The organism is Phycisphaerales bacterium, assembly GCA_035627955.1.
Taxonomy (GTDB): domain Bacteria; phylum Planctomycetota; class Phycisphaerae; order Phycisphaerales; family UBA1924; genus JAEYTB01.
In genome coordinates this window covers 79,002-92,599 of record DASPKU010000001.1, presented here as the reverse complement: position 1 = coordinate 92,599, position 13,598 = coordinate 79,002, and the positions used below count along the sequence as shown (strand labels likewise).

Genomic DNA, 13,598 nt, shown 5'->3' with positions numbered 1-13,598 from the left:
AACGGATGGCGTTCGCACCTGCCGAGTTCGGGTTTGTTTGGGGTGCACGACTTCCCGCGATTCCGGACATGACCATGCCACGCCTGACCCTCCTCCGCACCATCCTGCCGCTCATCATCCTCGCGTTCACGCTGCTGCTGGGTGGTTGCGCGAACCCCAAGGCGGAGGCCGCCGACTACAACGCGCTCTTCGCCCAGCACAAGTACGCCGAGAGCTACGACGCCGCGAGCAAGATCGCCGGGTCCATGCACGCCATCGACCGTGATCAGGCGGCGCTGGTGGCCGGGCTTTCCGCCCGCTCACTGGACCGCACAGCGGACGCCAAGCACTACCTTGTCCCCGTCGCCACGAACGCCAACCCCAGCATCGCCGGCCAGGCCTCCGCGGCCCTCGGCGCCATCGCCTACGAGGAAAAGCGGTACCGCGAGGCTTCACGCCACTTCCTGCATGCGGGCAGCAAACTCCGCGGCGACGACGCCGCGAGCGCCTTCATGTACGCGGGCGACGCCCTGCGTGCCGAGGGCCGCGCCGCCGAGGCGAAGGCGGCGTTCGAGAAGGCCGGCAATCTCGTCACCGATCAATCGACGCTGAAGGCGGAGATCGCGGATCGGCTGGCAGGCGGCGGGCCGCTGCTCAACGAGAAGCCCGGCCAGCAGTTCCCCAGAGGCAAGTACACGGTCCAGACCGGCGCGTTCTCCACCGTGGCAAAGGCCAAGCGCGAAGCCCAGAAGTTCGCTGCCAAGGCGGCCACCCGCACCGTGCCCATCCGCGACCGCAAGGGACGGACGCTGTATGCGGTGCAGGTCGGCCGCTTCGCCACCCGGGCCCAGGCCGACCAGTTCCGGCAGGGGGTCAGCAGGACCGCGGTTGTGACCACGGTCGAATAACCCGAACGCCTGCCGCACGCCCCGCTCAAGGGAACTGACCGGTAGGCTGGGCGTATAAACCAGAACACCGGGCTGTCGGCACGCCCACGCGGCGTGCACACTCGGGGATGATTGAGCCCGCACCGCGGGCCACCCCCCCACCCCCACCACCGCTCGCCCCGGCACAAGGAAACGACCAATGACCGGTTACTCGGGTCACCCCCTCCGCGGCCGTGCTGCTCGCATCGCTTTCTGCTCGGTTGTGGCGCTGTGCGGGCTGGCGGGGCCGGCGCTGGCGCAGGAGGGCGTCACCACCGGCGCGGGCGTGCCCGAGTGGGTGAAGAAGCTCGCCATCGATCCCGAGAGCTCGCAGGCAAAGAAGTACGCGGCCCAGCAGAAGGTCCGCAAGGAGAAGGAGAAGGAGCTCCGCAAGCTCCGCGTCAAGCACTTCGGCGACATAAAGAAGACCGACATCCGCCAGGAGGGCATCCTCAAGCTCCGCGAGTACACCGACCCCGCGCTGTTCCCGGTGCTGGTCGAGGTCTTCGAGCGCGAGGACTACGACGTCCGCTCGGCCGTGCTCGATATCTTCGCCGACTCCGCCACGCCCGAGGGCGACACCACGCTCACGTGGATCGGCATCTTCGACAAGAGCCCGGAAGTGCGGAGTGCGGCCATCCAGCGGCTGAACAAGCGCATCAAGCAGGAGGGTGGCACGCCCGACGGCGTGCGCCTCGTTACCTTCGAGGGCATCCGCTCGGGCGAGACTGCGGCGATGGCGTCGGCCGCCAACCTCGCCGTGCAACTCAATATGTTCGAGGCGATCCCGTGGATGATCGCCGGGCAGGTGCAGTTCGGCGGCAGCGGCGCGGGCCAGGGCGGCGGCGGCGGGGGTGGTGACGGCAACCGTAACGGCGCCCTCGCATGGATCCTCGTCGGCACGCAGACCGCGTACGTGAGCGACCTTACGCCGGTGGTCGGCCCCAACGCGGTCGCGTTCGACCCGCAGCTGGCGGTGGTGACCGAGGGCGTGATCCTGCGGGTGCTCGACGCCGCCGTGGTGTCGTACAACTTGGACCTGAACAACGGCCTCAAGCGGCTGGCCTCGCAGGGCATGGACGGCAAGACCGTCGACTTCGGCTGGGACGTGCTGGCGTGGCAGGACTGGTACGCCAAGGAGTTCAAGCCATACCGGGCGCAGAAGGACGCGGAGGCGAAGGCGCTCGCGGCCGCCCGGCCGCAGGCCGCGGCTCCGGCGACTCCTCCGACGAAGCGGCCGGACTGAGCGCGGCTATTCGCCCAAGGCGATCACTGAGGCACACGCGAGCTGCTCAGTGTGCGTGATTGAGATCAGCCACTCGGAAATGCCGCGGTCTTGCGCGAGGGATGCCGCGCGGCCTGTCAGGCGCAGCGTGGGGCGGCCCGAGGGCTCGCGGCAGACCTCGATCTCCGTCCATGCGACGCCGTTGCTCCAGCCAGTGCCGAGCGCCTTGAGCACGGCCTCCTTCGCAGCGAAGCGGGCCGCGAGGTGCTCGGGGCGACGCTGGTGGTCCGCCGCGTACGCGGCCTCGTCCTTCGTGAACACCCGCTCCAGAAAGCGTTCCGCGTGCCGCTCCAGCATGGCGCGGATGCGCGCGACTTCGACCATATCGATGCCGTGGGCGAGGGTGCGCGGGCCGCTCGACATCAGGCCTCGCTCTTGGCCTTCTTGGCCTTCTTCTCGGCCTTCGCGGGCTTGTCGGCCTTGGCCTTGGGTTCGGACACCGGCTTGCTCTCGGCCTTGGTCTGAGGATTGGCGTCGGTCTTCGCTTCGGTCTTGCTGTCGGCCTTTGCATCACTCGACGTCGACTCGGCAGGCTTGTCCGCCTCCGCGGCCTTCTTGTACGACTCGGAGCGGTAGTCGGTCTGGTAAAAGCCCGAGCCCTTGAAGATGATCGCGCCGCCCGTGCCGATCAGCCGCTCCAGCGCGTTCTTGCCGCACTCAGGGCACTTGCGCTTGGGGTCTTCTTTGATCGACTGGAAAATCTCCATCTTCTTCTTGCATGCGTTGCACTTGTACTCGTAGGTGGGCATCCGTGCTCCTCCGCGTTATTCAGTCGGCGCGACCACGACCTTCGCAGGCCGTAGCACGCGCTCGGGCACGCCGCCGCTTCCCGCGAGGGCATAACCGGCCTGGAAGGTGGTAACCACGTGCCCGGGCTCGACACCCTCGGCCTTCTGCTGCATCACGGCCTCGTGCCGCCCGGGCTCGAAGAGCTCGTTCGGCGCGGGGTTGATGATCGAGACGCCGTGCTGCGAAAGCCCCTTGACGAGTTCATCGCGGATGAGCCTGAGACCCGCGATAATCTGCTCGGGGCTGGTGCTCGCGCTGGTCTGCGTCAGAGCCGTGTCGAAGTGGTCGACCACCGTCGTGAGCGTCGTCGCCACAGCGGCCACGCCCATCTGCTTGGCGACCACCTCGTTCTGCAGTGCCCGGCGCTGGTAGTTCTGGAAGTCGGCCATCAGCCGCAGCGTGCGGCTCTTCGCCTCCTCCAGCTCGGCCTCCAGCTGCGCGATCCGCTGATCATGCTCACCCCCGCCGTCCATGTGCTCGCCGCCCATTTCCGGCTGACCCTCGTGATCGGTCATGTCTGAATGCTGTGTGTCTTCAGGCATGTCGTTGCTCCCGTCCGTATTCTGCGGGCCCGGGCCCGGCTGGCCGGGTGAGTCGCCCGACTTCTTCCATGGCCACATTGTTCGCCCTCGGTCAGTGTGTCATCGGTCCAGCTTGGAACGCCCGCTCAGAACGTTTGCCGCTCACTTCTTGCCCAGGAAGTCCGCCATGCGCTTGAGGAACCCCTGGCTCTCGGGCAGCACGGCCGCGTCCTCGGTGGACGCGAACTGCCGCAGCAGGTCCTCCTGCTTCTTGGTCAGCTTCTTGGGGATTTCGATCTTCACCACCACGACCAGGTCGCCCTTGCGCCCGCTGCGCAGGTTGGGCAGCCCCTTGCCGCTGATCTTGAACGTCGCGCCGAACTGCGTGCCCTTGGGGATGGTCAGCGGCGCGGGCCCCTCCAGCGTCGGCACCTGGAGCTCCGCGCCGAGCGAGGCCTGCGAGAAGCCGATGGGCATCTCGAGTACAAGGTGGTCGCCCTCGCGGTGGTACATCTCGTGCTGCTCGACGCGCACGACCACGTGCAGGTCGCCGCGCTGGCCCTCGCCCGTCTGCGACATCTCCGGCGGCGGCGGCTCGCCCTCGGCCTGAACGCGCACGGCCTGGCCGTCCTGGATACCCGCGGGAATCTTGACCGTCAGCTCGCGCTTGCGCGGCACGCGGCCCTTCCCGCGGCAGCCCTCGCAGAAGTCCTTGATGATCTGCCCGCGCCCGTGGCACGCGGGGCACGCGGTGACCATGCGGAACATCCCGCCCATGCCCGACTGCTGCACCCTGCCCTGCCCGCCGCACGTGGGGCACTTCATCGGCTTGCTGCCGGGCTTGGCCCCAGTACCCGTGCACTTGTCGCACACGTCGAGGCGCGTGAACTCGACGTCACGGGTCGCGCCGCTCGCGACTTCCTCGAGCGAGAGCGTCACCTCGGTCTCAAGGTCGTAGCCCCGCGGCACGCCGCCGCGCCGGCCCTGACCCTGGAACCCGCCGAACCCGCCGCCCCCAGAGAAGATGTCGTTGAACATCGAGAAGATGTCGGTGACATCCATCCGCGAGAAGTCATGGGCCGCGGCCCCGCGCCCGCGCACCCCCTCGTGCCCGTACTGGTCGTACAGCTTGCGCTTCTCAGGGTCCGAGAGCACCTCGTACGCCTCGGCGCACTCCTTGAACTTCACCTCCGCCTCGGCATCACCCGGGTTCCGGTCCGGATGGTACTTCATCGCCAGGCGGCGGTAGGAGCGCTTGATCTCCTCGCCGTCGGCGGTTTTCTCGACGGAGAGGATCTCGTAGTAGTCGCGGGTCGTTGGCATGTGATTCAACCACAAAGACACAGAGACACAGAGAAGAGACCATCAACGGACACGCCGCACGATTCCATCCTTCAGCACGGGCACGTGGAAGTTGAGGAGGAGGCCAACTCTCTTGTTCATGAGCTTCAAGTAGCTCATGAGCTGTGCCTCGTGAACCGGAAGCACCTTGTCGACTGTCTTCAACTCGACGATAACGCTTTCGTTCACGAGGAGGTCTAACCGGTACCCCAACTCGAGACGCCGTCCCTTGTACACGACCGGAACGCCGATCTGACGCTGGACCTGCAGCCCACGGTCTGACAACTCAGACGCGAGACACTCTTCATACGCTGATTCGAGCAGGCCAGGCCCAAGCACCCGATGCACTTCGATCGCGCCCCCGATGATCTCTCGGGTCAGCGGATCCTCTTGCTCGAATGCCCCTTCCATGCCTTCCTTTGTGTCTCTGTGTCTTTGTGGTTGCCTTCTCTTCCACTTCGGAAAGCGAGCCCACGGTCTCTCGACTCGTGGGCCCGTTGCGTTCTACTCAACTCCGGAGCCGTCCGCCCCGGCTGAAGCGACCTCAGGCCACCGCACCGGCCTCGGTCCTGCTCTCGTCCTTGAGCTCCGTGATCAGCACGTCCGTGGTGAGCATCAGGCCCGCCACGCTGGCCGCGTTGATCAGGGCGGTCTTGGCCACCAGAGCCGCGTCGATAATCCCGGCCTTCACGAGGTCGGTGTACTCGCCGGTCGCAGCGTTGAAGCCGCTGTTGCCCTTAGAGTCCTTTACCTTGTCGACCACGAGGTCGCCGTCGAAGCCGGCGTTCTCGGCGATCTGCTTGATGGGGGCCTCCACCGCCTTGGCGACGATGTCGAAGCCGAGCTTCTCGTCGTCGCTCTTGGCCTTCTTGCCCGCGGCCTGGATAGCCGCCTGCGTGCGGAGCAGGGCCACGCCGCCGCCGGGGACATACCCCTCCTTCGCGGCCGCGCGGGTGGACTTGAGAGCGTCGTCCACGAGGTCCTTGGTCGCCTTCATGGCGATCTCGGTGGCGCCGCCGACGCTGATCATCGCCACGCCGCTGGTCAGCTTGGCGAGGCGCTCCATCAGCTTCTCCTTGTCGTAGTCGCTGGTGGACTTCTCCCACTGGCTGCGGATCTGGTCGGCCCGGGCCTTGATCTCGTTCTTCTTGCCCGCGCCCTCGATGATCGTCGTGTCGTCCTTGGTGATGACGATCCGCTTCGCGCGACCGAGCTCGCTCAGCTCAACGCCGTCGAGGCTGCGGCCCAGGTCCTCGGCAATAAACGTGCCGCCGGTGAGCGTCGCGATGTCGCCCAGCATGGCCTTGCGGCGGTCGCCGAAACCCGGGGCCTTCACCGCGCACACCTTCAGCATGCCGCGGATGCGGTTGACGACGAGGGCCGCAAGGGCCTCGCTCTCCACATCCTCGGCGATGAGCAGCAGCGGCTTGTTCGCCACCACCACCTTGTTGAGCAGCGGCAGCAGGTCGGGCAGGTTGCTGATCTTCTTCTCATAGATCAGGATGTACGCGTCCTCCAGCACGGCCTCGCCGGTCTTGAGGTCGGTCATGAAGTAGGGCGACAGGTAGCCCTTGTCGAACTGCATGCCCTCGACGTAATCCAGCGTCGTGTTGGCGGCCTTGCCGTCCTCGATCTCGACGACGCCGTCGGCGCCGACCTTCGAGATCGCCTCGGCGATCAGCTCGCCAACGTTGGCATCGTGGTTGGCGGAGACCGTCGCGACCTTCTTGTAGTCCTCCTTGCCCTTGCACTTGGTGGCCATCGCGTCGATCTCCTTCGACGCGGCTTCCGCGGCGGCGTTGATGCCGCGCTGGAGCAGAACGGGGTTCGCGCCCGCCGTCACGTGCCGCAGGCCCTCGGTGAAGATCGCCTGGGCGAGCACGGTCGCCGCGGTGGTGCCGTCGCCGGCCTTGTCGGCGGTGCGCTTGGCGACCTCGTTCACCATCTTCGCGCCCATTGCCTGGAAAGGCTCGGGGAGCGAGACCTCCTTGGCGACTGAAACGCCGTCCTTGGTGACGTGCGGACCGCCGTAGGACTTCTCGATAACGACGTGGCGCCCGCTGGGGCCCATGGTGCACTTGACTGCATCAGCGAGGCGATCGACACCCTTCTTCATTTCCAGAAGGGCCGCGTCCTCGAACATGATCTGCTTCGTAGCCATTGTCTTCTGTCCCTTTCTAGAGCTCGCGACGCGAACTCAATCACTCACCCGCCGATCACACCGAGAAGCTCAGACTCGCGGATGATCAGGTGCTTGACACCCTTGATCTCCACCTCGGTGCCCGCGTACTTGCCGTACACCACGGTGTCGCCGTTCTTGACGGACATCTCCGCCCGCTTGCCGTTCTCCAGCCGCTTGCCCGGGCCGGTCGCGACGACCTGGCCCTTGACCGGCTTCTCCTTCGCGCTCTCGGGCAGGTAGATCCCGCTCGCGGTCTTGGTTTCCGCCTCGATGGGCTTCACGAGCACACGATCCTCAGTTGGCATGACGGCCATGACTCACTCCTTCTGTGTTGAAACGGTTCCAGCTGCGAGCGCCGCGGCCTTCCGCCGGCGCTTCTCGATCACAAACTCAATCGCGATGGGCAGCACGCTCACGACGATGATGCCGATCACCACCGCCTCGAAGTTGCGCTTCACCCACTCGATATTCCCGAAGAAGTACCCCGCTCCGGTGCACACCCCGATCCACAGGACGGCCCCGAGCACGTTGTACGCGAAGAACTTTGAGTACGTCATCGCCCCCGCGCCGGCGACGAACGGCACGAACGTCCGCACGATGGGCACGAAGCGGCCCAGGATCACCGCCTTGCCGCCATACTTCTCGAAGAACGCGTGGGCCCGGTCCAGGTGCTGCTTGTTGAGGGCCCGCCCGATGAACCCAACGTTGCTCTCGCCGCGGAAGACGCGCGGGCCGATCACCTTGCCGAGGTGGTAGTTGACGGAGTCGCCCAGCACGCCCGCGACCACCAGCAGGCCGCTGATCGCCCACACCCCGCCCCACTCGTCCATCGAGCCGCGGGCCGCCAGGGCGCCGACGGTGAACAGCAGCGAGTCGCCGGGCAGGAAGGGCATGATGACCAGCCCGGTCTCCACGAAGATGATCGCGAAGAGCAGGGCGTAGACCCACACGCCGTGGTTGCGGATGAAGGCGTCAAGGAACCCGGGCAGGTCCTTGAAGAACTCCTGGGCCTGGGTGAGGAACTCCTGCATCAGGCGTGCTCCTCACTCGTGCCGCCGCTGGCCGCCGTGTTGATATCAGCAGTGCTGACGCCGGGCAGCGGCCAGGGCTCGATCACCGACCCCGACGCGCCCTCGCGCGCCTCGTCGGGCCGGTCGTAGTACGCCGCGACCTCCTCGGCCGAGGCCTGGCGCGCCTCGCCCTTGCGGCGGCGGACCTCCATCACCTGCACATCGCGGAGCAGGATGACTTGCGCCTCGCCCGTGGCCTCGTCGGTGCCGTGCAGCGCCCCGCGCCCATTGAAAACCTCGATCCGCCCGCTGTACGGGATGCCCGCGTGCGAGAGGTCGAACACGTCGGCGTCCGCGGGCGAGGGTTTGGGCATTGGCCCCAGCCCACCCGCCGGCGCGTTGGCCCCGCGCCGGGTGAGGCGGTCGACATTCTGGGCCCGCAGGTCAACCGGCGCACGCACGCCGCCCTTGTCCTGGATGAGCCGGAACCGCCCGTGCTGCATGGGCGTGACCTCGGTGGCGAAGCGGTTGCCCGCGAGTTTCACCTGCTCCCCGAAGAGCACCTCGCGCAGCACCACGCGCGTGCCGCTGATCAGCACGATCTTCGCGTGGTAGTTGCGGCTGGTGATGGGGAGGTCGGAGCTCATCTGTTGTGGCTGGGTCGCTGCGGGCTCGTCGTCAAAGGCTGAACAAGTGGCAAAGTGGCTGAGTGGCAAAGTGGGGTCAGGAAGCGAAGGGCCTTTTCACTTTGCCACTTCGCCACTTTGCCACTCCGCCACTTTCTCTTAGAAGCCCATGCCCCCCATGCCACCCATCCCGCCCATGCCGCCCATGCCCGGCATGCCGCCACCGCCGCCGTGGGAATGACCCGCGTCCTTCTCCTCGGGCTTGCTGGTGATGATGCAGTCCGCGGCGAGCAGCACCGTCGCCACGCTGGCCGCGTTCTGGAGGGCCATGCGGTCCACCTTCGCGGGCGTGATCACGCCCATCGCCACCAGGTCGCCGTACTCGCCGGTGAGCGCGTTGTAGCCGAAGTTGGCCGAGTTCTTGCCCGTGCCGCCCTCCATCACCTTGTTAACGACCACGCTGCCCTTGGCCCCCGCGTTCTCCGCAATGGTGTGCAGCGGCACGCTCAGGGCCGTCACCACAGTGCGGATGCCCGCGGCGTAGTCGAACTTGTTCCGCCCGACCTCGTCAGAGCTCTTGTCATCGCCCGTGCCCTCCTTGCCGAACACGCGCGAGTAGTCCTTCAGGTTCTCCAGCGCCTTCCGCGCCCGGATGAACGACACACCGCCGCCGGGCACAATCCCCTCGGCCACGGCCGCCCGCGTCGCGTGCAACGCATCCTCGATGCGGGCCTTCTTTTCCTTGAGCTCCGCCTCGCTGGCCGCGCCGACCTTGACGACGGCCACGCCGCCGGCGAGCTTCGCCAGCCGCTCCTGCAGCTTCTCGCGGTCGTAGTCGCTGGTCGCGCCCTCGATCTCATTGCGGATCTGCTGGATCCGCGCCTGGATGGCCTTGGTGTCGCCCGCGCCCTCGATCACCGTCGTGTTCTCGGCGTCCACCTCGATCCGCTTGGCCAAGCCCAGGTGGCTGATCTCGACCTTGTCGAGCTCCAGGCCCAGGTCCTTCATCACGGCCGTCGCGCCGGTCAGGATCGCGATGTCCTCCAGCATGGCCTTGCGGCGGTCGCCGTAGCCCGGGGCCTTCACCGCGCACACCTGCAGCGTGCCGCGAAGCTTGTTGATCACCAGCGTCGCCAGCGCCTCACCGCTCACCTCTTCCGCGATAATGAGCAGCGGCTTCTTTGTCGCCATCACCTTCTCGAGCACGGGCACGAGCTTGGTGATGGAATCGATCTTGTCCTCGTGCACCAGCACCAGGCACTTCTCGAACACGCACTTCATCGCGTCGGGGTCGGTCACGAAGTTGGGCGACAGGTAGCCGCGGTCGAACTGCATGCCCTCCACGACGTCCACGATGGTGTCCAGGCTCTTGCCCTCCTCCACCGTGATCACGCCGTCCTTGCCCACCTTCTCGAACGCGTCGGCCATGATCTTGCCGATCGCGGCGTCGTTGTTGGCCGAGATGGTCGCCACGTTCTGGATGTCCGCCTTGCCCTTGACCGGCGTCGCCAGCGAGTCGATCGTCGCGGCCGCGGTCTCCACCGCCGCTTTCATCCCGCGGATCAGGGCGTTGGCGTCCACGCCCGCCGCGATGTGCCGCAGCCCCTCGCGGAACAGCGCCTCGGCCAGCACCGTCGCCGTCGTGGTCCCGTCGCCCGCGGCGTCACTCGTCTTGCTGGCGGCCTCCTTGACGAGGAGCGCCCCCATGTTCTCCGCCTTGTTCTTGAGCTCGATCTCCTCGGCGACGCTCACCCCGTCCTTGGTCACCGTCGGCCCGCCCCAGCTCTTATCCAGCACCGCGTTCCGCCCCCGCGGCCCCAGCGTCGCCTTCACCGCCCGGGCCAGCTTCTCCACGCCCGCGAGAAGGGACTGACGCGCATCGACATCAAACACGAGTTCTTTGGCTGCCATGGGATCGAAGCTCCTCGAAAAACCAGTCCTGGGTCCTGGGTCCTAAGTCCTGCCTTTGGTGGCACCGGTCTCCCGACCGGTGTTCTTGGTCCCACCGGTCTCCCGACCGGTATTCCCCGCGTCCAGCCGGTCGGCACCGACAGCCCACGGGTCTGGCCAACCCTATGGCAACCGGAGTGCCACTCACGCCCCCCACCCCAACCACCCCGCCCGCAACCACTTAGAACCCCCCACCCCGCCGCCCATCCCCCCCGCCCCTGCCAGCCGAACGCCGGGCAGGGGATGAGGCTGCCGATGTGGCAGGTGTTTTCCGAATCCAAGTGGACTTTGCCCCGAATAACCCTGGGGAGACCTCGTGTAATACAAACATTTGGAGCACCCCGCATGACCGCTGCGACCACACCGTCCCAAGCCAACCCGGTCCATGTTGCCAAGACCACGAAGAAGCGGCGGGTGATTCGATTCCTCGCCGCAGTGGGTCGAGCGGTCTTTCTGACGACGGTGGGCAAGGTCGTGGCCGTTTCGACCATCTCGCTAGCCGCGACTGTGGCCGGGATTGCGTACACCGCAGTTCACGCAGACGAACTGGTGATGGTCACCAACTTCGGCAAGGTCATTGATGGTCCTTTGCCTCCGGGCATCTACTTCTACTGGCCCTACTTCAACCAGATCCGTCGCTATCCGGCCACGCTTCAGTTCCTGCTGATCACAGACAAGAATGTGATCGCCGGCAAGGCGGAAGTCGCGGCACTCTTCCAGGAAAGTATCGAAGTGCAATCGAAGGACCGTGTCCCGGTCTCGATCGTTCTTGAAACGAGCTACCACCTCGTCAAAGATCAACACACCGTCCACGCATTTGTCCGCGAGTTCGGCCGCTCCAGCACGGAGTACGGCACTGCTAAGATCGAGAAACTGATCGCGGACATCTGCCGGAATGCGACTCGCGAGGTCGTGGCGAACAATTCGCTCCAAGATCTTGAAGCCTCGCCCACCAAGATCAGCGAAGCGATCATGTCCGCAGCGAGCAACTCCTTCCGCGACGCTTCGGGACAAGGCGCGCTTGCGCAGCTCGGCATCTCGATCCACTCCCTCGGATACCGCATGAAGATCAATCCGGCCATTCAGCAGGCCCGGATGGCCGAAGCCACCAAGCAGCAGACCGAGGTCATGCGCAAGGAGACCATCGCCAAGAAGGCTGACGCGGACGCGCTGGAGCTTGACTCTAAGTCCAAACTCGCGGCGGCTCGGCTCGCTGAGGCCAAGGCGAACCGTGAAGCCTTCGATGCCTCCGAGGAAAACTCGCCGCACAAGCTCTTGCTGTCACTGCTGCAGAAGTGGGACGGGCGACTGCCTAATGCAGTTATCCTGGGGAATGACGCGGGAGGGCTTGCGCCGGAGTTGATCGCCGAAGCGCTCCGCCGCCTTGATCCCAGAAGCACAGTCAGTGTTGTTCCCGCCCACGGCTCCCCCGCGGCCTCACAGCCGCGCGATTGAGGCGGGTGGCATCAATCACCGCGGGGTGCCATCGATTCGCCGTCGCTCTGGACGGCGCAATCGATGGTCGGGCGTGGGTCGCGGGAAAGACCATCAATGCGCCTCGGGCCGCGTCACGGGCTGGGCACGGGGCCACTGCCCGCGGCGATTGATTGCACCCATTACGAACTGCCCCGCTACGGCAGGTGGCACCACCTTCGCGGCGTGTGACATCAACATCGTGCCATCACCTTTCGGCTTTGCGAAAGGTAATGGTTGGGCGTGACTCGAGGCGAGGGCACCACCATTCGCAGAGCCGAATGGTGGTGGCACGATTGTGCTACGCCATGTCGCCCGCCCGGTACGCCGCGCGCCGCGTTCGTTACGCGACGGCACTTTTTCCGTAAGGCTTCCCGGGCTTCGCGTACGGGATCGCGGGCGTTGCGTACGCCACGCGGGCGGCGGCGTACAAGGCGCGGGGGCTGGCGTACGGAATCACCGGCGGGGCGTAGGCGAGGCGGGGGGATCGGTACGGAATCGGCGGCGTCGGGCACGCGGGGCGGGCGGTTGCGGGGGATTTGAGCGGCGTTCCGGGCCGTTTCTGCGCGGTTTGGGCCGCGTCCAGCGCCCCGGCGGGGCTCCGTGTCAAAAACGGCAGCGTCGGCTCAACCCCTCCACTCCTCACGCCGATGCTCCGTGCATCATGTCGAACCACACGCCACGCATCATCCGTTCACCCCGTCCTGAGGCCGTGGGCTTCGCGCAGCGGCACGTGGGGCCGTTCGTGAGCAACGCGCCGCTGCTGGGGCTCAGCCCGCAGGACGCCGCGTCGTACGCCGCGGCGGCCCAGGAGGCGCAGGACGCGCTTGCGGCGGTGGACGCGGCCAAGCAGGCGTGGAAGCTGGCGGCGGCCCGGGCCGCGCTGCGGCTGCGCGAGCTCAACCGCCAGATGACGCGGTGCGTGGAGATCATCGACCTCACCGCCGCCGCCTCGCCCGACCCCATGGCCCTGTACAGCGCCGCCGAGCTGTCCCCGCCCAACACTCCCGGCGTCATGGCCGCGCCCGGCGAGTGCACCGGGTTCCGTGCCCAGCTCAACAGCGACGGCTCGCTGACGATCCAGTGGAAGTGCAAGAACCCCAACAACGCGCACGGCACGATTTACCAGGTGCTGCGGCGGCTGCCGGCACAGGGGGGCGGCTGGAACGCGTGGGGCGAGTACGCGCAGCTGGACCTGACCGCCGCCAAGCGCTTCACCGACGGGACGATCCCAGCGGGCGCGGGGCGCGTGCAGTACGTGGTACAGGCCCGCCGCGGCGGCACGGTGGGGCCGCTGTGCGCGCCGTTCACGGTGCAGCTGGGCGCGGCGGCCATGGCTGCGGGCGAGGCGAGGCTGGCGGCGTAAAGGCGGTTTACAACACAGAGCATACAGAGGGCACCGAGAAAGGCGCTTGGAGTGGACTTGACGAGAGCGGGTTCAATCCGCTCTCCTGCTCCATCTCCGGCCCCGCCCTCGCGTTTCTAAGCGGGCCTCGTCTCTGGCCAGCGCGCTGGT

Annotated in this window: 14 protein-coding genes; 4 read left to right on the top strand and 10 right to left on the bottom strand. The window is 66.7% G+C overall.

Going from position 1 to position 13,598, the window contains the following annotated elements; genetic code table 11:
- The first annotated feature begins 74 nt into the window (after nt 1-74).
- Nucleotides 75-887, top strand: a complete 813-nt coding sequence (locus tag VD997_00425; GenBank protein ID HYE60433.1) for an SPOR domain-containing protein — start codon at nt 75-77, stop codon at nt 885-887.
- 178 nt (nt 888-1,065) lie between these two features.
- The gene (locus VD997_00420; GenBank protein HYE60432.1) at nt 1,066-2,151 is read left to right on the top strand and encodes a hypothetical protein; all 1,086 of its coding nucleotides are present in this window, start codon (nt 1,066-1,068) and stop codon (nt 2,149-2,151) included.
- A gap of 6 nt (nt 2,152-2,157) precedes the next feature.
- Here VD997_00420 and acpS read toward each other — a convergent pair whose 3' ends face one another.
- The 10 genes from acpS to groL (VD997_00370) form a co-directional block, all read right to left on the bottom strand.
- Entirely contained in the window at nt 2,158-2,553 is a 396-nt protein-coding gene (gene acpS, locus VD997_00415) for a holo-ACP synthase (GenBank protein HYE60431.1), read from the bottom strand.
- Nucleotides 2,553-2,939, bottom strand: a complete 387-nt coding sequence (locus tag VD997_00410) for a zinc ribbon domain-containing protein (protein HYE60430.1) — start codon at nt 2,937-2,939, stop codon at nt 2,553-2,555. The genes acpS and VD997_00410 overlap by 1 nt, the downstream gene beginning before the upstream one ends.
- A 15-nt stretch (nt 2,940-2,954) precedes the next feature.
- Complete coding sequence (locus tag VD997_00405) at nt 2,955-3,494, bottom strand: nucleotide exchange factor GrpE (protein HYE60429.1); 540 nt, start codon at nt 3,492-3,494, stop codon at nt 2,955-2,957.
- A gap of 168 nt (nt 3,495-3,662) precedes the next feature.
- A complete protein-coding gene (gene dnaJ, locus VD997_00400; GenBank protein HYE60428.1) occupies nt 3,663-4,823 on the bottom strand; it encodes a molecular chaperone DnaJ in 1,161 nt (386 codons plus the stop codon).
- A gap of 42 nt (nt 4,824-4,865) precedes the next feature.
- The gene (locus tag VD997_00395; protein ID HYE60427.1) at nt 4,866-5,252 is read right to left on the bottom strand and encodes a GxxExxY protein; all 387 of its coding nucleotides are present in this window, start codon (nt 5,250-5,252) and stop codon (nt 4,866-4,868) included.
- 133 nt (nt 5,253-5,385) lie between these two features.
- Nucleotides 5,386-7,002: a chaperonin GroEL gene (gene groL, locus VD997_00390; GenBank protein ID HYE60426.1), complete on the bottom strand. Its 1,617-nt coding sequence runs from the start codon at nt 7,000-7,002 to the stop codon at nt 5,386-5,388.
- A gap of 44 nt (nt 7,003-7,046) precedes the next feature.
- Complete coding sequence (locus VD997_00385) at nt 7,047-7,337, bottom strand: co-chaperone GroES (GenBank protein HYE60425.1); 291 nt, start codon at nt 7,335-7,337, stop codon at nt 7,047-7,049.
- Between the two features lie 3 nt (nt 7,338-7,340).
- The gene (locus VD997_00380) at nt 7,341-8,054 is read right to left on the bottom strand and encodes a VTT domain-containing protein (GenBank protein HYE60424.1); all 714 of its coding nucleotides are present in this window, start codon (nt 8,052-8,054) and stop codon (nt 7,341-7,343) included.
- Entirely contained in the window at nt 8,054-8,680 is a 627-nt protein-coding gene (locus VD997_00375) for a hypothetical protein (GenBank protein ID HYE60423.1), read from the bottom strand. Before VD997_00375 ends, VD997_00380 begins: the two co-directional genes overlap by 1 nt.
- 138 nt (nt 8,681-8,818) lie before the next feature.
- Nucleotides 8,819-10,570, bottom strand: coding sequence for a chaperonin GroEL (gene groL, locus VD997_00370; GenBank protein HYE60422.1), 1,752 nt, complete (start codon nt 10,568-10,570; stop codon nt 8,819-8,821).
- 384 nt (nt 10,571-10,954) lie between these two features.
- Here groL (VD997_00370) and VD997_00365 point away from each other — a divergent pair, with 384 nt between their 5' ends.
- Nucleotides 10,955-12,064 carry an SPFH domain-containing protein gene (locus VD997_00365; GenBank protein HYE60421.1) on the top strand — a complete coding sequence of 370 codons (1,110 nt, stop codon included), beginning with the start codon at nt 10,955-10,957 and terminating at the stop codon, nt 12,062-12,064.
- Nucleotides 12,065-12,746: 682 nt separating this feature from the next.
- Nucleotides 12,747-13,448, top strand: a complete 702-nt coding sequence (locus VD997_00360) for a hypothetical protein (GenBank protein ID HYE60420.1) — start codon at nt 12,747-12,749, stop codon at nt 13,446-13,448.
- The last annotated feature ends 150 nt before the right edge of the window (nt 13,449-13,598 follow it).

What these genes read in the sequence shown, in the direction of transcription:
- groL (HYE60422.1), bottom strand. Translation starts at nt 10,570, where the DNA reads ATGGCAGCCAAAGAACTCGTGTTTGATGTCGATGCGCGTCAGTCCCTT.
- VD997_00395 (HYE60427.1), bottom strand. Translation starts at nt 5,252, where the DNA reads ATGGAAGGGGCATTCGAGCAAGAGGATCCGCTGACCCGAGAGATCATC.
- VD997_00385 (HYE60425.1), bottom strand. Translation starts at nt 7,337, where the DNA reads ATGGCCGTCATGCCAACTGAGGATCGTGTGCTCGTGAAGCCCATCGAG.
- groL (HYE60426.1), bottom strand. Translation starts at nt 7,002, where the DNA reads ATGGCTACGAAGCAGATCATGTTCGAGGACGCGGCCCTTCTGGAAATG.
- VD997_00425 (HYE60433.1), top strand. Translation starts at nt 75, where the DNA reads ATGCCACGCCTGACCCTCCTCCGCACCATCCTGCCGCTCATCATCCTC.
- dnaJ (HYE60428.1), bottom strand. Translation starts at nt 4,823, where the DNA reads ATGCCAACGACCCGCGACTACTACGAGATCCTCTCCGTCGAGAAAACC.
- VD997_00410 (HYE60430.1), bottom strand. Translation starts at nt 2,939, where the DNA reads ATGCCCACCTACGAGTACAAGTGCAACGCATGCAAGAAGAAGATGGAG.
- VD997_00375 (HYE60423.1), bottom strand. Translation starts at nt 8,680, where the DNA reads ATGAGCTCCGACCTCCCCATCACCAGCCGCAACTACCACGCGAAGATC.
- VD997_00365 (HYE60421.1), top strand. Translation starts at nt 10,955, where the DNA reads ATGACCGCTGCGACCACACCGTCCCAAGCCAACCCGGTCCATGTTGCC.
- acpS (HYE60431.1), bottom strand. Translation starts at nt 2,553, where the DNA reads ATGTCGAGCGGCCCGCGCACCCTCGCCCACGGCATCGATATGGTCGAA.
- VD997_00380 (HYE60424.1), bottom strand. Translation starts at nt 8,054, where the DNA reads ATGCAGGAGTTCCTCACCCAGGCCCAGGAGTTCTTCAAGGACCTGCCC.
- VD997_00405 (HYE60429.1), bottom strand. Translation starts at nt 3,494, where the DNA reads ATGACCGATCACGAGGGTCAGCCGGAAATGGGCGGCGAGCACATGGAC.
- VD997_00420 (HYE60432.1), top strand. Translation starts at nt 1,066, where the DNA reads ATGACCGGTTACTCGGGTCACCCCCTCCGCGGCCGTGCTGCTCGCATC.
- VD997_00360 (HYE60420.1), top strand. Translation starts at nt 12,747, where the DNA reads ATGTCGAACCACACGCCACGCATCATCCGTTCACCCCGTCCTGAGGCC.